The sequence below is a fragment of the Ectothiorhodospira mobilis genome (genome assembly GCF_016584115.1).
GTDB lineage: Bacteria > Pseudomonadota > Gammaproteobacteria > Ectothiorhodospirales > Ectothiorhodospiraceae > Ectothiorhodospira > Ectothiorhodospira mobilis.
Window position 1 is genome coordinate 103,519 of the sequence record NZ_NRSK01000001.1, and the last position, 18,779, is coordinate 122,297.

Annotated in this window: 17 protein-coding genes; 15 read left to right on the plus strand and 2 right to left on the minus strand. The window is 67.0% G+C overall.

Annotation, left to right across the window (positions count from 1 at the left end):
* Positions 1 to 3: 3 nt before the first annotated feature.
* The 3 genes from bchO (at position 4) to CKO33_RS00540 (ending at position 3,640) form a co-directional block, all read left to right on the plus strand.
* Positions 4 to 930: an alpha/beta fold hydrolase BchO gene (gene bchO / locus CKO33_RS00530; protein WP_200178199.1), complete on the plus strand. Its 927-nt coding sequence runs from the start codon at positions 4 to 6 to the stop codon at positions 928 to 930.
* Between the two features lie 86 nt (positions 931 to 1,016).
* Positions 1,017 to 2,531, plus strand: a complete 1,515-nt coding sequence (locus CKO33_RS00535) for a phytoene desaturase (protein ID WP_200178403.1) — start codon at positions 1,017 to 1,019, stop codon at positions 2,529 to 2,531.
* Positions 2,528 to 3,640 carry a phytoene/squalene synthase family protein gene (locus CKO33_RS00540; RefSeq protein ID WP_200178200.1) on the plus strand — a complete coding sequence of 371 codons (1,113 nt, stop codon included), beginning with the start codon at positions 2,528 to 2,530 and terminating at the stop codon, positions 3,638 to 3,640. The genes CKO33_RS00535 and CKO33_RS00540 overlap by 4 nt, the downstream gene beginning before the upstream one ends.
* 6 nt (positions 3,641 to 3,646) lie before the next feature.
* Here the strand turns inward: CKO33_RS00540 and CKO33_RS00545 are convergent, their stop codons facing one another.
* Positions 3,647 to 4,531: a carotenoid 1,2-hydratase family protein gene (locus tag CKO33_RS00545; protein ID WP_200178201.1), complete on the minus strand. Its 885-nt coding sequence runs from the start codon at positions 4,529 to 4,531 to the stop codon at positions 3,647 to 3,649.
* Between the two features lie 26 nt (positions 4,532 to 4,557).
* The gene (gene crtD / locus CKO33_RS00550; RefSeq protein ID WP_200178202.1) at positions 4,558 to 6,063 is read right to left on the minus strand and encodes a 1-hydroxycarotenoid 3,4-desaturase CrtD; all 1,506 of its coding nucleotides are present in this window, start codon (positions 6,061 to 6,063) and stop codon (positions 4,558 to 4,560) included.
* 108 nt (positions 6,064 to 6,171) lie between these two features.
* Here crtD and CKO33_RS00555 point away from each other — a divergent pair, with 108 nt between their 5' ends.
* The 12 genes from CKO33_RS00555 (at position 6,172) to CKO33_RS00610 (ending at position 18,768) form a co-directional block, all read left to right on the plus strand.
* Positions 6,172 to 7,041: a polyprenyl synthetase family protein gene (locus CKO33_RS00555; RefSeq protein ID WP_200178203.1), complete on the plus strand. Its 870-nt coding sequence runs from the start codon at positions 6,172 to 6,174 to the stop codon at positions 7,039 to 7,041.
* Between the two features lie 46 nt (positions 7,042 to 7,087).
* Positions 7,088 to 8,212 carry a methyltransferase gene (locus CKO33_RS00560; RefSeq protein WP_338081710.1) on the plus strand — a complete coding sequence of 375 codons (1,125 nt, stop codon included), beginning with the start codon at positions 7,088 to 7,090 and terminating at the stop codon, positions 8,210 to 8,212.
* Between the two features lie 96 nt (positions 8,213 to 8,308).
* A complete protein-coding gene (gene bchC / locus CKO33_RS00565) occupies positions 8,309 to 9,259 on the plus strand; it encodes a chlorophyll synthesis pathway protein BchC (RefSeq protein WP_200178205.1) in 951 nt (316 codons plus the stop codon).
* Between the two features lie 101 nt (positions 9,260 to 9,360).
* Positions 9,361 to 10,284, plus strand: coding sequence for a chlorophyllide a reductase iron protein subunit X (locus CKO33_RS00570; RefSeq protein ID WP_338081711.1), 924 nt, complete (start codon positions 9,361 to 9,363; stop codon positions 10,282 to 10,284).
* A 109-nt stretch (positions 10,285 to 10,393) separates the two neighbouring features.
* Positions 10,394 to 11,896: a chlorophyllide a reductase subunit Y gene (bchY, locus tag CKO33_RS00575; RefSeq protein WP_200178207.1), complete on the plus strand. Its 1,503-nt coding sequence runs from the start codon at positions 10,394 to 10,396 to the stop codon at positions 11,894 to 11,896.
* Entirely contained in the window at positions 11,896 to 13,341 is a 1,446-nt protein-coding gene (gene bchZ / locus CKO33_RS00580) for a chlorophyllide a reductase subunit Z (RefSeq protein WP_200178209.1), read from the plus strand. Before bchY ends, bchZ begins: the two co-directional genes overlap by 1 nt.
* A gap of 236 nt (positions 13,342 to 13,577) precedes the next feature.
* A complete protein-coding gene (gene pufB, locus CKO33_RS00585; protein ID WP_025281025.1) occupies positions 13,578 to 13,736 on the plus strand; it encodes a light-harvesting antenna LH1, beta subunit in 159 nt (52 codons plus the stop codon).
* An 89-nt stretch (positions 13,737 to 13,825) separates the two neighbouring features.
* Positions 13,826 to 14,011, plus strand: coding sequence for a light-harvesting antenna LH1, alpha subunit (pufA, locus tag CKO33_RS00590; RefSeq protein WP_200178211.1), 186 nt, complete (start codon positions 13,826 to 13,828; stop codon positions 14,009 to 14,011).
* A 149-nt stretch (positions 14,012 to 14,160) separates the two neighbouring features.
* Positions 14,161 to 14,985 (plus strand): photosynthetic reaction center subunit L, encoded by an 825-nt coding sequence (gene pufL, locus CKO33_RS00595; RefSeq protein WP_200178213.1) that lies wholly within the window; start codon positions 14,161 to 14,163, stop codon positions 14,983 to 14,985.
* Positions 14,986 to 15,001: 16 nt separating this feature from the next.
* Positions 15,002 to 15,961, plus strand: coding sequence for a photosynthetic reaction center subunit M (pufM, locus tag CKO33_RS00600; protein WP_200178220.1), 960 nt, complete (start codon positions 15,002 to 15,004; stop codon positions 15,959 to 15,961).
* A 68-nt stretch (positions 15,962 to 16,029) separates the two neighbouring features.
* Positions 16,030 to 17,082, plus strand: a complete 1,053-nt coding sequence (gene pufC / locus CKO33_RS00605; protein ID WP_200178222.1) for a photosynthetic reaction center cytochrome PufC — start codon at positions 16,030 to 16,032, stop codon at positions 17,080 to 17,082.
* Positions 17,083 to 17,358: 276 nt separating this feature from the next.
* Positions 17,359 to 18,768 carry a mannose-1-phosphate guanylyltransferase/mannose-6-phosphate isomerase gene (locus CKO33_RS00610; RefSeq protein WP_200178224.1) on the plus strand — a complete coding sequence of 470 codons (1,410 nt, stop codon included), beginning with the start codon at positions 17,359 to 17,361 and terminating at the stop codon, positions 18,766 to 18,768.
* Positions 18,769 to 18,779 lie beyond the last annotated feature (11 nt).

An 18,779-nucleotide genomic window follows, 5' to 3' on the forward strand; every position in this document is an offset into this window, starting at 1 on the left:
ACCATGGGCGGCGGGCCGGACTGGGCGCGGGACGGGGCCGACTGGCCCCATCGCCGCTCCAGCCGCTTCGTCCGTGCCGGCGGGGTGTCCTGGCATGTGCAGTGCCTGGGGCATGGGCCGGCGGTGCTGCTCCTCCACGGCACCGGCGCCGCCACCCACAGCTGGCGGGACGTGGCCCCCGCCCTGGCGCGGCGTTTTCGCGTCATCGCCCCGGACCTGCCGGGGCACGGATTCTCCCGTCCCCTGGAACCCGGGGCGCGGGTCTTCACCCTGCCGGGCATGGCCGCCGCCCTGTCCGCCCTCCTGGAACGCCTGGGGGCCCATCCTGAATTCGTGGTGGCCCACTCCGCCGGTGCCGCGGTGGCGGCGCGCATGTGCCTGGACGGGGGCATGCGCCCGCAGGCGGTGTTCGCTGTCAACGGTGTCCTGATGCCCTTTCCCGGGGCTGTGACCCTGCTTTTCTCCACCACGGCCCGCATGCTCTCCCTCGTGCCCGGGGTGGCCCATATGGTGGCCTGGCGGGCGGCGCAGCCGGGGTTTGTGGAGCACCTGCTGCGGGGCACGGGATCGGTGCCGGATGACCGCGGCGTGGAACTCTACGGGCGCCTGGTCAGAAGCCCCGGCCATGTGGCCGCTGCCCTGCGCATGATGGTGAACTGGGATCTGGAGCCCCTGGCCCGGGATCTGCCGCGGCTGCCCACCGAGCTGGTGCTGCTGGTGGGGGAGAATGACCGCACGGTACCGCCCGCGGAGGCGGCGCGGGTGCAGGCCCGGCTCCCCGCGGCGCGGATCCTGCGCCTGCCGGGGCTGGGGCACCTGGCCCATGAGGAGCGGCCCGGGACCGTGGTCTCCCTGTTGGAGCGCCGTGTTTCCCATGGCCCGCAAGCACAGCAGGGGCAGGGGGATGACCGGGATCAGGTTTCCTGCTAGCACGGGTATGCCCCCCCTGCTAGACTGTCGCGCAAGTCTGACAATCGACAGGGTTAAATGTGTCCACCGTACCTGCCACCAGCGCCATGTTCCGTGTCCATGATGACCTGCGACCCCATGCGGTCGTGATCGGCAGCGGCTTCGGGGGGCTGGCGGCCGCCATCCGCCTGGGGGCCCGGGGCTACCGGGTCACGGTGCTGGAGAAGCGGGATGGCCCGGGGGGACGGGCCTATGTCTACGAGCGGGACGGTTTCGTCTTCGATGCGGGGCCCACCATCGTCACCGCCCCCTTCGTCCTGGAGGAGCTCTGGCAGCTGTGCGGGCGGCGCATGGAGGAGGACATCGACCTGCGCCCCATGGATCCCTTCTACCAGATCCGCTTCCACGACGGCCAGGTGTTCAACTACTGGGCGGACATCGAGGCGGTGCGCGAGGAGGTGCGGCGCTTCTCCCCCGGGGATCTGGAGGGCTACGACGCCTTCATGAAGGCCAGCCAGGCCAATTACAAGGTGGGCTTCGAGGGCCTGGCCCATGTGCCCTTTAACTCCCTTGCGGACATGGCCCGGGTGGTGCCGGACCTGGTGCGCCTGGGGGCCTACCGCAGCGTCTACGGTCTGGTGTCGAAGCACATCCGGGATCCGCGGCTGCGTCAGGTGCTCAGCTTTCATCCCCTGCTGGTGGGGGGCAATCCCTTCCGCACCACCTCGGTCTACTGCCTGATCTCCTTTTTGGAGCGCCGCTTCGGGGTGCATTTCGCCATGGGCGGCACGGGCAGTCTGGTCAAGGGGATGGTGGGGCTGATCCAGGGGCAGGGCAATGCCATCCACTATGACAGCGAGGTGGAACGCATCCTGGTGGAGGACGGCCGGGCCCGCGGGGTACGCCTCAAATCCGGGGAGGAGATTGCCGCCGACGTGGTGGTCTCCAATGCCGATTCCGCCAGCACCTATCACGATCTGATCCCCGCGAAGGACCGCCGCCACTGGACCGATCGGCGCATCGAGCGGGCCCGCTATTCCATGGGGCTGTTCGTCTGGTACTTCGGCACCCGGCGCCGCTACGAGGACGTGCCCCATCATTCCATCCTCCTGGGCCCCCGCTACAAGGAGCTGATCGAGGACATCTTCGAGCGCAAGGTGCTGGCGGAGGACTTCAGCCTCTACCTGCACCGGCCCACAAAGACGGACCCCTCCATGGCCCCGGAGGGCTGCGACACCTTCTATGTCCTCTCGCCGGTGCCCCATCTGGGGGCGGATGTGGACTGGGAGGCCCAGGCCGAGCCCTACCGGCGGCGGATCGAATCCTTCCTGTCCTCCAGCATCCTGCCGGACCTGGAGAACCAGGTGGCGATCTCCCATGTGGTGACGCCGCGTTATTTCCAGGATGAACTCAATTCCTTCCAGGGGGCCGGGTTCGGCCTGGAACCGGTGCTCTGGCAGAGCGCCGCCTTCCGCCCCCGCAACCGCAGCGAGGATGTGGACCGGCTCTACCTGGTGGGCGCCGGGACCCATCCCGGGGCGGGGCTTCCGGGGGTCATCTCTTCGGCCAAGGTGCTGGATGAGGTGGTGCCTGATGCACAGCGTGTAAAGGAGGGCGCATGAACCGCTTCAAGGCACCTGCAAGACGACCCACCCGGACAGCCGACCTGGCCGCCTGCCGGGATCTGCTGTGCGACGGCTCGCGCTCGTTCTATGCCGCCTCCTTCTTCCTGCCCCGGCAGATCCGGGAGCCGGCCACGGCCATGTACGCCTTCTGCCGGCTGGCGGACGACGCCATCGATCTGGATGAACGGGGTGATGGTCTGGAACGCATGCAGGACCGGCTGGACCGCATCTATGCCGGCGAACCCAGGGATTTTGCCGCGGACCGGGCCTTTGCCCGGGTGGTGGAGCGTTTCTCCATCCCCAAGGCCCTGCCCCAGGCCCTGCTGGAGGGGTTCGAATGGGACACCGGCGGGCGCACCTATCCGGACCAGGCCGCGCTGGAGGACTATGGGGCCCGGGTGGCGGGCACCGTGGGGGCCATGATGACCCTGGTGATGGGGGTGCGCTCCCCGGATGCCCTGGCCCGGGCCTGTGACATGGGCGTGGCCATGCAGCTCACCAACATCGCCCGGGATGTGGGCGAGGACGCCCGCAATGGACGCATCTATCTGCCTTTGGAGTGGATGCATGAGGAGGGGGTGGACCCGGAGGCCTTCCTGGCCCAGCCCCGCTTCACGCCGGGCCTGGGGCGGGTGGTGCAGCGCCTGCTGGCGGCGGCGGATGTCCTCTACGAGCGCGGGGCCGTGGGCATCCAGACCCTGCCGCCGTCCTGCCGCCCCGGGATCCAGGCCGCCATGGTCCTGTATGCGGAGATCGGCCGGGAGGTGGAACGCAACGGGCTGGACTCCGTGACCCGGCGGGCGGTGGTTCCCCCGGCGCGCAAGATCCGCGCCCTTTCCCGCATCCTCCAGCGCTGCTCCGCCGAGGAGCTGCAGGCCATGAACCGCATCCTGGCGGAGGAGCCCCTGGAGGCCAACCGCTTCCTCGTGGATGCGGTGCGCGAGCAATCCATGGAGGCGGGCAGCGTGCGCCCCGCGGCCCTGGCCATGGGACGGCTGGAACACCGCCTCATGTGGCTGCACAACCTCTTCCTCCGCCTGGAACAACGGGATACCGGCGCCGGCGTGCAACGGGGGACACGCCGGCGCAGTCCGGTGGCGGGCTGAGCCCTCCTAGCCCCGGGCCCGCCGGGGCATGCGAAAGGGCAGCATCCACTGCACCACCGGGGAGATAAACCGGTCCAGGGACAGGCTCTCGTGGAAGGCGGTGACCTGTTCCCCGTGGATGCCCATGTCCACCAGGGAGCGGGCGTAGAAGGGGGTGTCCTCCAGGGTCTGACGGATCCGGGCACTGCCGGCGTCCGCCCGGGTACCCCGTGGGGCCCGCCATACGGTGGCCGTGGGCAGGGTCTGGTGCGGCGGCGGTGTCATCGCTTCGGCCCGGCCCCGGTCGTCAAAGCGCAGGCTCAACAGGCGGTGCTCCTCCTCGCGGGTCCGCGCCTCGTAGAGTACCACCGTGCCTCCGTCCCCCATGGGGGCCCGGGACCAGTCCCAGTAGCAAAATCCCGCCTCCAGGGGTTCTTCCCCCCGGTTGCTGTCCAGGTAGGCATGCCCCTCCCAGCGCATGGCTGGATGATTCATTTCGACGCGGATACGCCCCGACGGGGCCAGCGGTCGCCAATGGTGGCGGCTGCCCCCATCCAGATCGAAGTGATAGCCCGTGAGGAAGTCCGGGGTGAGGGTGATGGTGCCTTCAAGGCGTGAGGGCAGGGGGGCGGTGACCTCGCGCACCTGCATCACCAGGTGTTCACCATCCCACTGGATGCGGCTGGGACCGATGGTCAGGTATCCGTCTCCCCGTGCCAGGTCACCCCGGCCCCGTTCCGTCATGGCCCAGCGCTTGCCGCCCTCGCCGTACAGGGCCAGGTTCACCGCGCAGTGCTGTTCCGGATCCGCCGATCCGCGCCGCCGCGCACGGGCGTAATAGGGGGAGAAGACGCTGCCCACGAAGGCGATGAGGGTGAGCCCCCGCCGGCCGTCGTCGCTGAGGGCATCCACATACCACCAGAGGTACCCACCGGGGGCTACCGCTTCCGAGAAGTCAGGTCCGACAGCAGGGCCGACGCGGCAAGCCGCCCCGAGAGGGTCGCCATCGGCACCCCCGCCCCCGGGTGCACGCTGCCCCCCACCAGGTACAGCCCCGGGATCCGACTGCGCGTCCCGGGACGATTGAACGATGCCCGCCATCCATGCATCGCCTGGCCGTAGAGGCCGCCCCCCGTCCCCGGAAACAGCTGCTCGAACTGGGGCGGGGCGGTCACCACCGCCCCTGTCCCCGGGCGCTCCAGTTGCAGTCCACAGCGTTGCAGCAGGCGGAAGCTGGTCTCCTCGCATCGTGCGATCTCCTCGGGGCTGGGGGCGGGTCGGTCACCCAGGGGGGGGGCGTTCACCAGGCAGAGCAGACGGTCCTCCTGCGGAGAGATCCCGTCGCTGTCCCGGTCGCCCCGGTCCTGGGCGCAGACGTAGACCGTGGGTTCGGCCGGGAGACGACCGCGGCCGAACACATCCTCGAACTCGGCGTGGTAATCCCGGCAGAAGAATACATTATGGCGCAGCAGGGGAAAGCCACCCACCGGCGCACGCAGGTTCCAGGTGACGGCGGACAGGGAACGCTGCCGTCCCCGGTCGTGGGCCACGGCCTGGCGGACCGCAGTCCCCAGATGTCCCTGCTGCAGGGCCGCCACGTCGGCGTTGCTGAGCACGGCATCGGCCCGGATCTCCTCGCCGTCCGCCAGGCGCACCCCCCGGGCCCGGCCCCCCTGCACCAGGATCTCGGTCACGGCATGGCCGTGGCAAAACCGTGCCCCGCGGCGGGCGGCAAGGTTCGCCAGGGCCCCGGGGATGCGGGCCATGCCCCCCTCCACCATCCATACCCCCTCCTGCTCCACATGGGCGATGAGCATGAGGGTGGCCGGGGCCTGAAAGGGGGAGGAACCGCAGTAGGTGGAATAGCGCGCGAAGAGCTGGCGCAGGCGGGGATCGTGGAAGTGATTCCCCAGGGCCCGCCACAGGGTGTCGTAGGGCGAGATGCGGATCAGGTCCCCCAGCCCGCGTATGCCGGCCCGGCCCACCAGGGTGGCGGGACTGGGCCGCGGGGCGCGGATGAAGGTGTCCTTGAGGGTGTGGTAGGTGCGCCGCGCCCGTTGGCAGAAGTCCTGGAAACGGGCGGCCTCGGCGGTTCCGGCAAAGTCGGCAATGGCCCGGGCGGAGTGCCCCGGATCGGCGTGCAGGTCCAGGCGTTCCTCCGGCCCCCAGGCGTGGCGTGCCAGGAGTCCCATGGGCTGGAGGGTCAGATGGCTCTCCAGGGATTCCCCCACGGCCTCCAGCAACTCGTCGAAGACCCAGCGCATGGTGAAGACGGTGGGTCCGGCATCCATGGGTGTCCCGTCGGCCTCCACCTCCCGGATCTTGCCCCCGGGGGCTTGGGCCTTTTCCACCACGGTCACGTCCAGGCCCCGGTGGGCCAACTCCAGGGCCGCGGAAAGGCCGCCGATACCGGCGCCGATGATCACGATTCTGGGTGTATTCACAGCGTTCCCTGTCTCCTGGGCGGCCTTTGACTCGGCCGGGGGTTGTGTCTATGCTGGACAGCATCCAATACTGACAAGTAAACCTGACACAGGGGGCTTAGGTAAACCATGGAAGCCACGACGCGAATCGAGCAGGCACTGGAACGGGCGCTGGCACATGGTGAATCCCCCGCCGGCCCGCCCCTGCTGCTCGAGTCGATTCGCTACGCAGTCTTCCCCGGTGGCGCCCGTATCCGCCCCCAGCTGGTGCTGGCGGTGGCCCAGGCCTGTGGGGATGATGCCCCCGAGGTGACGGATGCCGCCGCCGCTGCCATCGAGCTGATGCACTGCGCCTCCCTGGTGCATGACGATCTGCCCTGTTTTGATGGTGCCGACCTGCGCCGGGGCAAGCCCTCCGTACATGCTGCCTACGGGGAGCGTCTGGCGGTACTTGCCGGAGACGCCCTCATCGTCGTGGCCATGGAGGCCCTGGCCCGGGGGGCGATGCAGGCGCCCGAACGCCTGGCATCCCTGCTCACCACGGTGGGGCAGGGGGTGAGCGTACCCTCCGGGATCATCGCCGGCCAGGCCTGGGAATGCGAACCCCGGGTGGATCTGGCCGAATACCAGCGGGCCAAGACCGGCGCCCTGTTCGCCGCCGCCACCATGGCGGGTGCCGCGGCTGCGGGGTATGAACCCGCCCCCTGGCGTGCCCTGGGGGAGAAGCTGGGGGAGGCCTTCCAGGTGGCCGATGACCTGCGCGATGCCGTGTCCAATCCCGAGGAACTGGGCAAGCCGGTGGGTCAGGACGAGGCCCTGGACCGTCCCAATGCCGTGCGCCAGCTGGGCGTGAAGGGGGCCACCGAACGGCTCAAACGGCTCCTGGAGGAGGCCATGGCCTCCATTCCCGCCTGCCCCGGGGAGGAGGAACTGCGGGTCCTGTTGTTGAAGCAGGCCGCTCGCTTCCTGCCCAAGGAACTGGCCCAGCAGGCCGCCTGATCCCCATCCCATCATGCCTCGTCCCGGCAGACGGCTGGTCGCGGGGGTGCCGTTTACGGCCCCCTGGCGGGGCGGCCTGCTCCATCTGCGCAACCGCATCCTCTCCAGCCGGCGTTTCCAGCGCTGGGCGGCCGCCTTCCCCCTGACGCGGCCTGTCGCCAGGCAGCGGTCCCGGGCCCTGTTCGACCTGGTTTCCGGATTTGTCTACTCCCAGATCCTGTACACCTGTGTGCGTCTGGATGTCCTGGGCCATGTGCACCGCGAAGGTCCGCAGACCCCGGCACAGCTGGCGGCCTGGATGGAGATGCCTGAGGAGAATGCACTCGTCCTCATCAAGGCCGCCTGTGCCCTGGGGCTGCTGGAGCCCTTCGGCCGTGGCCGCTACGGCCTGGGGGTGCACGGGGCGGCGATGATGGCCCATCCCGGCATCCCCGCCATGGTGGCACACCACGCCATGCTCTATGACGACCTGCGCGATCCGCTGGCCCTGTTCCGGGGTGAGGCCGGAGAGACCCGTCTGGGGGCCTATTGGGCCTACGCCGGGGATCGGCCGCCGGCGGAACTGGAAGGGGCGCACGTCACCCCCTATACCGAGTTGATGGCCGTTTCCCAGCAGTTGGTGGCGGAGGAGATCCTGGATGCCTTCACCCCCCGGGGCTACCGCCGCCTCATGGATCTGGGAGGGGGGAACGCCACCTTCCTCACCGCCGTGGGGGCGCGGGTGCCGGAGATCCGGCTGAGGCTCTATGATCTCCCTGCCGTGGCGGAACAGGGCCGCCGCCGCCTGGCGTCTGCAGGTCTGGAGGAGCGCGCGGAGGTCTGCAGCGGGGACTTCTTCCGGGATCCGCTGCCTCCGGGGGCCGACCTGATCTCCCTGGTGCGCGTGGTCCATGACCACGACGACGCCGACATCCTCGGACTGCTGCAGGCCGCCCGCCAGGCCCTGGAACCCGGCGGGGCATTGCTTCTGGCCGAACCCATGGCCGGGACCCCCGGGGCCGAGCCCATGGGGGATGCCTATTTCGGCGTCTATCTCTTTGCCATGGGGCGTGGCCGCCCCCGTACCCCCGAGGAACTGGAGGCCCTGCTGCGGCGGGCGGGGTTCTCCCGGGTGCGTCTTTTGTCCACGCGGAATCCTTTATTGACGCGGGTCATGTTGGCCGAACCGTGACCCGGGGCGGGTGTGAGTTTGGGTTGACAACCTTTAGGGTCACGCTAGACTTACACGCATATTTCGCAGGGGTAACCCGCCCCGGGTCCGAACGCCATGAAAGCGACCGCCGTCGTCATCGAAAAGCCCGAGCAACTGGTCGTCAGCGAGCTGGAACTGACCGCTCCGGGTGATGCCGACGTGGTGGTGGACATCCTCTGGAGCGGCATCAGCACCGGCACGGAACGCCTCCTGTGGACCGGCCGCATGCCCGATTTCCCCGGCATGGGGTATCCCCTGGTGCCCGGCTACGAGTCCGTCGGGCGGATCGCCGCCGCCGGACCGGATTCCGGCCGCCGGGAAGGGGAAAGGGTCTTCGTGCCCGGCGCCGCCTGTTACGGTGAGGTGCGGGGACTCTTCGGCGGGGCCGCCTCCCGTGTGGTGGTCCCCGGCGCCAAGGTGGTGCCGCTGCCGGAGGGTCTGGAAGAGGAGGGCGTCCTCCTGGCCCTGGCCGCCACCGCCTATCACGCCATCTTCCAGGGGCAGCCGCCCCAGGATCACCTCCTGCCCGAACTCATCATCGGCCATGGTGTGCTTGGCCGCCTCCTGGCCCGTATCGCCGTGGCCACCGGGGGGAGCCCCGTGGTCTGGGAGGTGAACGAGGCCCGCCGGGAAGGGAATGAAGGGTACCAGGTGGTGCATCCCGATCAGGACACGCGCCAGGACTACGGACGGATCATCGACGTCAGTGGCGATGCCGGCCTGCTGGACACCCTCATCGCCCGCCTCGGCCGTGGCGGCGAGCTGGTGCTGGCCGGTTTCTACAGCCAGCCGTTGAGTTTTGCCTTCCCCCCGGCCTTCATGCGCGAGGCGCGCCTGCGTTGCGCGGCGGAATGGCAGCCCGGTGATCTGACGGAGATCAACAACCTGATCGGGTCAGGTCGCGTATCCTTGCACGGACTGATCACGCACCGCCATCCTGTAAGTGAGGCTCAGCAGGCCTACCAGACGGCCTTCGGTGAGCCACGGTGCCTGAAGATGATTCTGGACTGGAGGAGTGGGCAGTGAAAGGCGCCATCGGCCAGTCCCCGGTATCCATGCCAGGCCTGCGCGACCGGCTCCGTGAAGGGAGTGGCCGCGACGGTCAACAGCCCAAAGGTGAAACCAGCGTGCAAACCCCTGCTGCCAATCAGACCCAGATCATTGCCATCTACGGTAAGGGCGGCATCGGGAAGAGTTTCACGCTCTCCAACCTTTCCTACATGCTGGCCCGGCAGGGCAAGCGTGTGCTGCTCATCGGCTGCGATCCCAAGAGCGACACCACCTCCCTGCTGTTCGGTGGCCGGGCCTGCCCCACCATCATCGACACCGCTGCCAGGAAGAAAGAGGCAGGCGAAACCCTGGAGATCGGGGATGTCTGCTTCAAGCGGGACGGTGTCTTCGCCATGGAACTGGGTGGCCCCGAGGTGGGGCGCGGCTGTGGTGGCCGCGGCATCATCCACGGCTTCGAGATCCTGGAGAAGCTGGGATTCCACGAGTGGGGTTTCGACTATGTCCTGCTGGATTTCCTGGGGGATGTGGTCTGCGGCGGCTTCGGTCTGCCCATCGCCCGGGACCTGTGCCACAAGGTGATCGTGGTGGGGTCCAACGACCTGCAGTCCCTCTACGTGGTGAACAACGTCTGCTCGGCGGTGGAGTATTTCCGCAAGCTGGGGGGACATGTGGGCGTGGCCGGCATCGTCATCAACAAGGATGACGGCACCGGTGAGGCCCAGGCCTATGCCGAGGCAGCGCGGATCCCGGTGCTGGCCTCCATCCCGGCCAATGACGACATCCGGCGCAAGAGCGCCAATTACCAGATCGTGGCCCATCCCGACGGGGAATGGGGGCCGCTCTTCCAGGAATTGTCCACCCAGGTGGCCGAGGCCCCGCCGCAACAGCCCAACCCGCTCACCCAGGACGAGCTCCTGGGTCTGTTCAAGAGCGAGGCCGTGGGCCGGGATGTGGTGCTGGAGCCGGCGACGCCGGAGGATATGCGCGGCGGCACGGTGGTCAAGAAACCGTCCCTTGAGGTGATCTATGACGATGTCTGAAGGATATCGCGGACACCCGGGAGACACTGAGGGTGTCCTGGACGCCGCCATGGGGGGGGCGGGCAACGCTTTTGACGCATCCGTTGCATCCGGCCGCGACCACGATCCCATGACTCAAAAGACCGCGGAAAAATCCCAGGGTTCCCCCGAGGCACCTGTCTTCCGCTGTGAGGGGGAGCGGTCCGAGGTGCGCCGCCAGGCGGCTGTTGCCAGCGGCGAGGCGGTGCTGCACCGCCGCGACAAGGATACCCCCAAGGGGCCCCATGACCAGCCCCAGACCATGTGCCCCGCCTTCGGATCCCTGCGGGTGGGGCTGCGCATGCGCCGCACTGCCACGGTGCTGAGCGGTTCCGCCTGCTGCGTCTATGGCCTGAGTTTCACCTCCCATTTCTACGGGGCCCGGCGCACGGTGAACTACGTGCCCTTCGACTCCGAGACCCTGGTCACCGGCAAACTGTTCGAGGATATCCGCGACGCCGTGGCACAGTTGGCGGATCCCGAAATCAACGACGTGGTGGTGGTCATCAATCTCTGTGTGCCCACCGCCTCCGGGGTCCCGTTGCGGCTGCTGCCCAAGCAGATCAATGGGGTACGCATCATCGGCATTGATGTCCCCGGTTTCGGGGTGGGCACCCATGCCGAGGCCAAGGACATCCTTGCCGGTGCCATGCTGCGCTATGCCCGGAGCGAGGCCGAGCAGGGCCCGGTGCAGGCCCCGCGGGAAGGGCGCAAGGCCCGGCCCACGGTGACCTTCCTCGGGGAGATGTTCCCCGCGGATCCGGTCACCCTGGGGGCCCTGCTGGATCCCCTGGGACTGGACACCGGTCCGGTGGTACCCACCCGGGAGTGGCGCGAACTCTATGCCGCGCTGGACTGCGCCGTGGGCGCCGCGATCCATCCCTTCTATACCGATTCCATTGGCGAGCTCAACGAGGCCGGGCGCGAGGTGGTGGGCTCCGCCCCCGTGGGCTATGACGGCACTGCCGCCTGGCTGGAGGCTATCGGCGAGGCCTGCGGTATCCAGGCGGATGCCGTGGGAGCCGCCAAGGACCGTTTCCTGCCCGCCATCCGTCAGGCATTGGCCGACGCCCCGGTGAAGGGGCGCATCACCCTGTCCGGATACGAGGGCTCCGAACTCCTGGTGGCGCGCCTGCTCATCGAGAGCGGGGCCGAAGTGCCGTATGTGGGGACTGCCTGCCCCCGGACCCCCTGGTCTGAAACGGATCGGGAATGGCTGGAGGCCCGGGGGGTTCGGGTGCAGTATCGGGGAACCCTGGAGCAGGACCTGGAGGCCATGGCGGAATTCGGGCCTGATCTGGTGGTCGGCACCACGCCGGTGGTCCAGGCCGCCAAGGAACGGGGCATCCCGGCCCTGTACTTCACCAATCTCATCTCTGCCCGTCCCCTCATGGGACCGGCGGGGGCCGGCTCCCTGGCCCAGGTGATCAACACGGCGATGGGGAACCGGGAGCGTTTCGACCGCATGAAGGCCTTCTTCGGCTCGGTGGGCTCCGGTACCAGCGCCGGCATCTGGGAGGGCATGCCCGAGGAACATCCGGAATTCCGGGAGAAGATGCGCCGCCGTATGAAGCGTCAGGGGGGTGCATCCTGATGCTGATCCAGGATCTGGACAGGGCAGGGGGCTATTGGGGCGCGGTCTATGTATTCACCGCCGTCAAGGGCCTGCAGGTGATCATCGATGGGCCCGTGGGCTGCGAAAACCTGCCTGTGACTTCGGTGCTGCACTATACCGACGCCCTGCCGCCCCATGAATTGCCCATCGTCGTCACCGGTCTGGGTGAGGAGGAGCTGGGTCAGAGCGGTACCGAGCAGGCCATGAAGCGGGCCCACGACACCCTGGATCCGGAACTGCCTGCCGTGGTGGTGACCGGCTCCATCGCCGAGATGATCGGCGGCGGGGTGACCCCCGAGGGCACCAACATCCAGCGTTTCCTGCCCCGCACCATCGACGAGGATCAGTGGGAATCCGCAGACCGGGCGCTGAACTGGCTCTGGACCCAGTACGGCAGCCGCACGGTCCCTGAAGTGAAGCCCCGCAAGGCGGGAGAGCGCCCCAAGGTGAACCTCATCGGCCCCAGCTACGGCATCTTCAACATGCCGTCGGATCTGGCGGAGGTGCGTCGCCTGGTGGAAGGGATCGGCGCCGAGGTGAACATGGTGTTCCCCCTGGGCAGCCATCTGGCCGAGGTGCCGCGCCTGGCGGAGGCGGAAGTGAATATCTGCATGTACCGGGAATTCGGGCGCATGCTGTGCGAAACCCTGGAGCGGCCCTATCTGCAGGCCCCCATCGGCCTGCACAGCACCACCCGTTTCCTGAGAAAGCTGGGGGAACTGCTGGACCTGGATCCGGAACCCTTCATCGAGCAGGAGAAGCACACCACCATCAAGCCCCTATGGGACCTGTGGCGGTCGGTGACCCAGGACTTCTTCGGCACGGCCAGTTTCGGCATCAGCGCCACCGAGACCTACGCCCGAGGCATTCGCCATTTCCTCGAGGACGAGATGGGCATGCCCTGCAACTTCGCCTTCGCCCGCAGCGCAGGCAAGAAGCCGGACAACCAAGCGGTGCGCCAGGCAGTGCACGAGAGGACCCCGCTGGTGCTCTTTGGCAGCTACAACGAACGCATGTACCTGTCCGAAACCGGGGGGCGCGCCGCATACATCCCGGTCTCCTTCCCGGGGGCCATCGTGCGGCGGCATACCGGGACCCCCTTCATGGGCTACGCCGGGGCCACCTATCTGGTGCAGGAGGTGTGCAACGCCCTGTTCGATGCCCTGTTCCACATCCTGCCCCTGGGGACGGATCTGGACCGGGTGGATGCGACACCCACCCGCTCCCATCACGAACTGCCCTGGGACGATGAGGCCAAGCGGGCCCTGGACGAGATGGTGGAGCGCTACCCCATGGTGACGCGCATCTCCGCCGCCAAACGACTGCGGGACGGCATCGAGGCGGCTGCCCGCAAGGCGGGAGAGGAGCGGGTGACCGCGGAGCGCGTGCACCAGGCGCGCAACGGCGAGGGGGCGCCGGCATGATGCTCCGATGGAATGACCTGTTTTCGTCCCCTGGTTGGGGTGGGCCCGTGACCGGGTCCGCTCCACGGGACGGGATTCCCCGGTCCGGGGGATCAGGAATCGGTCGCGGGAGCGCAACTCCGGTTGCGGATGCCGTGATCGTTGATTTTGTCGCGGTGCAAGACAGGCCGCGGCGATCGTGATCGCGTTGAGTCAACGCGGTATTTGCCAACAAGGCTCAATTGGAGGGTAAGTAAATGGTTGACGAAACGAAAGGTTCGCTCTCTGGGCTCAACGAAGAAGAGGCCATGGAATTCCACGGCGTCTTCATGACCAGCATGATGGGCTTCCTGGCCGTGGCCGCTGTGGCTCACGTCCTGGCCTGGATGTGGCGTCCCTGGGGTGTGGCTTGGTAAGACCTTCTGCCCAACGGGCGAAGCAAGTCTCAAGCCGTACCTAAGCGAAGAAGTATAAGCTGTTTCATCTCAATGTAGGAGATATCAATATGTGGCGCATTTGGCTGCTGTTCGATCCGCGCAGAGCGCTGGTTGCCCTGTTCACCTTCCTCGCCGTGCTGGCGCTGCTGATCCACTTCATCCTGCTGAGCACCGAACGCTTCAACTGGATGCACACCGCCGCGGTCGACACGACCGCCGTGGAGGCTCAGGCGGGCACGTCAACACTGTCGTAACAGCGTCTGCAGCCAAGGGTATCGGGCGGGGAAAGGTGCATATGCCGGCCCCGCCCGGCACCTTGAGCAGCGCGCTGGTTGGCGTGTTGAGAGTATAGGGCGACGGCCGGAATCTCCGGCCGAAGCCTTTCTGACCGGAGGTTCTAGGAATGTCCATGCTGAGCTTTGAGAAGAGGTACCGCGTACGCGGGGGGACGTTGATCGGGGGTGATCTATTCGACTTCTGGGTCGGCCCCTTCTACGTCGGATTTTTCGGGGTTTTAACGGCCGTCTTCGCGTTGTTGGGGACGCTCCTGATCGTCTGGGGCGCGGCGATGGGCCCGACCTGGAACATCTGGCAGATCAGCATCAATCCCCCCGATCTGAGCTATGGCCTGGGCCTTGCGCCACTGGATGAGGGCGGGCTGTGGCAGTTCATCACCATGTGTGCCATCGGCGCCTTCGTGTCCTGGGGGCTGCGCCAGGTGGAGATCTGCAACAAACTGGGCATGGGCTATCACGTGCCGATCGCCTTTGGCGTCGCCGTATTCGCCTATGTCACCCTGGTGGTCTTCCGTCCGATCCTGCTGGGCGCCTGGGGCCACGGATTCCCGTACGGCATCATGAGTCACCTGGACTGGGTGTCCAATGTCGGTTACCAGTTCCTGCACTTCCACTACAACCCGGCCCACATGCTGGCCATCACCTTCTTCTTCACCACGGCCCTGGCGCTGTCCCTGCACGGCGGCCTGATCCTGTCGGTGACCAACCCGAAGAAGGGACAGGCGGTCAAGACCCCCGAATACGAAGACACCTTCTTCCGCGACACCATCGGCTACTCCATCGGTGCCCTCGGCATCCACCGTCTGGGCCTCTTCCTGGCGCTGAACGCGGCCTTCTGGAGCGCGGTCTGCATCATCATCAGCGGCCCCTTCTGGACCCGCAGTTGGCCGGAATGGTGGAACTGGTGGCTTGACCTTCCGATCTGGGCTTAATGAAAGGGGACCCACAATGGCCGAATATCAGAATATATTCAATCGGGTGCAGGTTCAGGCAGAGCCTGAAGCCGGCGTGCCGATCGAGCGCGGAAATCGTGAACGCATCGGCAAACCGACGCTGGTCTACTGGTTTGGCAAGATCGGTAGCGCTCAGCTTGGACCCATCTATCTAGGCTGGACGGGATTGCTGTCCATCGTCTTTGGTCTGACCGCAATCCTGATCATTGGTTTCAACTTCCTTGCACAGGTGAACTACGACGTCATCCAGTTCATCCGCCAGCTCTTCTGGCTGGGACTGGAGCCGCCGCAGCCGGAGTACGGTCTGGGGATTCCTCCCCTGCAGGAAGGCGGCTGGTGGCTCATGGCCGGGTTCTTCCTGACGACCTCCCTGTTGCTGTGGTGGGTACGCATGTACCGCCGGGCGCGGGCCCTGGAACTGGGCACTCACGTGGCCTGGGCGTTCGCCTCCGCCATCTTCCTGTTCCTCTGCCTGGGCTTCTTCCGCCCGGTGCTGATGGGGGACTGGTCCGAGGCGGTGCCGTTCGGCATCTTCCCGCATCTGGACTGGACCACGGCGTTCTCCCTGAAGTACGGCAACCTGTACTACAACCCGTTCCACATGCTGTCCATCGCCTTCCTGTATGGTTCGGCCCTGCTGTTTGCCATGCACGGTGCGACGGTGCTGGCGGTGGGCCGCTACGGTGGTGAGCGCGAGATCGAGCAGATCACGGACCGGGGCACCGCCTCCGACCGTGCCGCCCTGTTCTGGCGCTGGACCATGGGCTTCAACGCCACCATGGAATCCATCCACCGCTGGGCCTGGTGGTTCGCCGTGCTCGTGCCGGTCACTGGCGGCATCGGCATCCTGCTCACCGGTACGGTCGTGGACAACTGGTACCTGTGGGCGATCGACCATGGCGTCGCCCCGTCGTATCCGGATGTCCATCCGGGTGTTGAAGATCCGGTCAAGTAAGGGATGTCGCAATGAAAACGATGAAGCGCAAAGTGTTTACAGCGGCGGCACTCACGGGCGCCGCGATCATGGTGACTGGCTGTGAACTGCCAGTCGGGGTTGAAACGGACCAGAAGGGCTATCGAGGCCTGGGCCTGGAACAGGTGACCAAGCGCCACCTGGAGGCCCGCAAACGGGCCGATATGGAGATCCCTCCGGTGGAAGGGCCGGCATCTTCCAGTGGTCCCAAGGCCGGGGATATCTACGAGAACGTGGAGGTGCTGGGCGATCTCAGCATCGGCGAGTTCAACCGTCTGATGAACGCCATCACTGCCTGGGTGGCGCCGGAAGAGGGTTGTAACTATTGCCACGTTCCGGGGAACTTCGCGGATGAGAACATCTACACGAAGATCGTCTCCCGGAACATGCTGGAGATGACCAAGACCATCAACACCGAGTGGGATGCCCACGTGGGGCAGACCGGCGTCACCTGCTATACCTGCCATATGGGCAACCCTGTGCCGGAGAATATCTGGTACGAGGATCCGGGCATGAAGCAGGCCAGCGGGTTCTCGGCTCAGCGCATGGGGCAGAACCTGGCGGGGGATAACGTCGCCTCCACCTCCCTGCCCAATGATGTCTTCTCCGCCTTCCTGCAGGAGGATCCGAAGAACCTCCGGGTCACCCCGCGCACCTCGCTGCCCGGACCCGAGGATCCGGACAACCTGATGGATGCGGAGTGGGGATACGGTCTGATGATCCACTTCTCCAAAGCCCTGGGTGCCACCTGCACCACGTGTCATAACACCAACAACTTCCCGGACTGGGGGACCAGCCCGGTGCAGCGTGTCACCGCCTGGCACGGGATCGAGTTGGTGCGCATGCTCAACGTGGACTACCTGAACCCGCTGCAGCCGGTGTATCCGAGCAACCGTCTGGGTGTCGCCGCTGGGGATGCCCCCAAGGCCAACTGCGCCACCTGCCACAATGGTCTGCAGTTGCCCCTGGATGGCGCTCCGATGCTCAACGATTATCCGGAGCTGAACCGGGTGGAGCGTCGGGAAGGCTGGACGCCCGCGCAGGATGAGGCAGCCACCACCGAGGCCAAGGCCGACGTGGCCCAGGACGCCGCCGACGCCTGATCCATCGGCGTCTCAGGAAGGGGCCGGGCTTGTCCTGACCCCGGAAAGGAAGCATCGCAAGGGGACCCTTCGGGGTCCCCTTGTCGTTTGTGCCTCCGAAGATTCCGCCAACGGGGTGCGGGCCGGTTCCCGGGGGGATATGATCCGGGAAAGGGGAGCGGTGCCGCCATCTCCCATGTCCTCCGGCAGAGGGGCAGGGCCCCTCCTCATTGCCATTGCAGACGGATGGATAGCCCGGAGGCCATGGATCCCGTGAATCCCATGCAAGGAGACGATATGAACCTGATTCCCGTGATCCTGTCCGGTGGGGCCGGGACCCGCCTGTGGCCCATGTCCCGGCAGCTGTATCCGAAGCAGTTTCTGCCCCTGACGGGCACAGGGGAAACCCTGCTGCAGGCAACGCTGGCCCGCCTGCCCGCCGGAACCGCACCGCCCCTGATGATCTGTAACGAGGCCCATCGTTTCCTGGTGGCGGAACAGCTGCGTCAGATGGACATCCGGCCCGGTGGCATCCTGCTGGAGCCGGTGGGACGCAATACGGCCCCGGCGGTGGCGGCGGCGGCTCTTTGCGCCCGCGCCTCAGGGGAGGATCCGGTGCTGCTGGTGATGCCGGCGGACCATCTGATCCAGGATGTGGAGGCCTTTCGCCGTTCGGTGGCCATGGCCGTGGAAGCGGCCCGTTCCGGGGCCCTGGTGACCTTTGGGGTCCCACCGACGGAACCCCATACCGGTTACGGCTATATCCGGGTGGAGGCCGGTGCCGGTGGGGGGGGGGCGCCGGTACGGGAATTCGTGGAGAAACCCGACCTGGATACGGCCCGCACCTATGTGGCCAGCGGGCACTACTACTGGAACAGCGGGCTGTTCGTCTTCCGGGCCTCCACCTTTCTGGAGGAACTCAAGGTCCATGCACCGGATATCCTGGAGGCCTGTGAGCAGGCCTGGGCCGGAGCCCGGGGGGATCTGGACTTCCTGCGCCTGGACTCGGAGGCATTTGCGGCCTGCCGCAGCGAGTCCGTGGACTATGCCGTGATGGAGCCGACGCGGCGTGCCGTCATGGTGCCCCTGGAGGCGGACTGGAGCGATGTGGGTTCCTGGACCGCCCTGTGGTCCGCCGGTGAACGGGATCCGGAAGGCAACGTGGCGGTGGGGGATGTCCTGCTCACAGGGACGCGCAACTGCTATCTGCATGCCGACGCCCGCCTGGTGGCTGCCGTGGGGGTGGAGGATCTGGTGGTGGTGGAGACGAAGGATGCCGTGCTGGTGATGCACAAGGACCGCCATCAGGAGGTGAAGGAGATCGTCGCCCGGCTGCGGGCCGACGGCCGAGAGGAGTCGGAGAACCACCGCTGTGTCGCCCGCCCCTGGGGGACCTATGAGCAGATCGATGCCGCCTCCCGCTTCCAGGTGAAGCGCATCACCGTCAAGCCCGGGCAGCAGCTCTCATTGCAGATGCATTACCATCGGGCGGAACACTGGATCGTGGTGCGGGGGACGGCGCGCATCACCCGGGGGGAGGAGCAGTTCATCCTTTCGGAGAACGAATCCACCTACATCCCCCTGGGCATCAGCCATCGTCTGGAGAATCCCGGCCGCATCCCCCTGGAGTTGATCGAGGTGCAGTCGGGCAGCTATCTGGGGGAGGACGATATCATCCGCTTCGAGGACACCTACGGGCGCAGCTGAGCCCCTGGGGG

What these genes read in the sequence shown, in the direction of transcription:
- pufB (WP_025281025.1), top strand. Translation starts at nt 13,578, where the DNA reads ATGGTTGACGAAACGAAAGGTTCGCTCTCTGGGCTCAACGAAGAAGAG.
- CKO33_RS00535 (WP_200178403.1), top strand. Translation starts at nt 1,017, where the DNA reads ATGTTCCGTGTCCATGATGACCTGCGACCCCATGCGGTCGTGATCGGC.
- CKO33_RS00610 (WP_200178224.1), top strand. Translation starts at nt 17,359, where the DNA reads ATGAACCTGATTCCCGTGATCCTGTCCGGTGGGGCCGGGACCCGCCTG.
- bchO (WP_200178199.1), top strand. Translation starts at nt 4, where the DNA reads ATGGGCGGCGGGCCGGACTGGGCGCGGGACGGGGCCGACTGGCCCCAT.
- pufC (WP_200178222.1), top strand. Translation starts at nt 16,030, where the DNA reads ATGGTGACTGGCTGTGAACTGCCAGTCGGGGTTGAAACGGACCAGAAG.
- pufM (WP_200178220.1), top strand. Translation starts at nt 15,002, where the DNA reads ATGGCCGAATATCAGAATATATTCAATCGGGTGCAGGTTCAGGCAGAG.
- pufA (WP_200178211.1), top strand. Translation starts at nt 13,826, where the DNA reads ATGTGGCGCATTTGGCTGCTGTTCGATCCGCGCAGAGCGCTGGTTGCC.
- pufL (WP_200178213.1), top strand. Translation starts at nt 14,161, where the DNA reads ATGTCCATGCTGAGCTTTGAGAAGAGGTACCGCGTACGCGGGGGGACG.
- CKO33_RS00555 (WP_200178203.1), top strand. Translation starts at nt 6,172, where the DNA reads ATGGAAGCCACGACGCGAATCGAGCAGGCACTGGAACGGGCGCTGGCA.
- CKO33_RS00540 (WP_200178200.1), top strand. Translation starts at nt 2,528, where the DNA reads ATGAACCGCTTCAAGGCACCTGCAAGACGACCCACCCGGACAGCCGAC.
- bchC (WP_200178205.1), top strand. Translation starts at nt 8,309, where the DNA reads ATGAAAGCGACCGCCGTCGTCATCGAAAAGCCCGAGCAACTGGTCGTC.
- bchY (WP_200178207.1), top strand. Translation starts at nt 10,394, where the DNA reads ATGACTCAAAAGACCGCGGAAAAATCCCAGGGTTCCCCCGAGGCACCT.
- bchZ (WP_200178209.1), top strand. Translation starts at nt 11,896, where the DNA reads ATGCTGATCCAGGATCTGGACAGGGCAGGGGGCTATTGGGGCGCGGTC.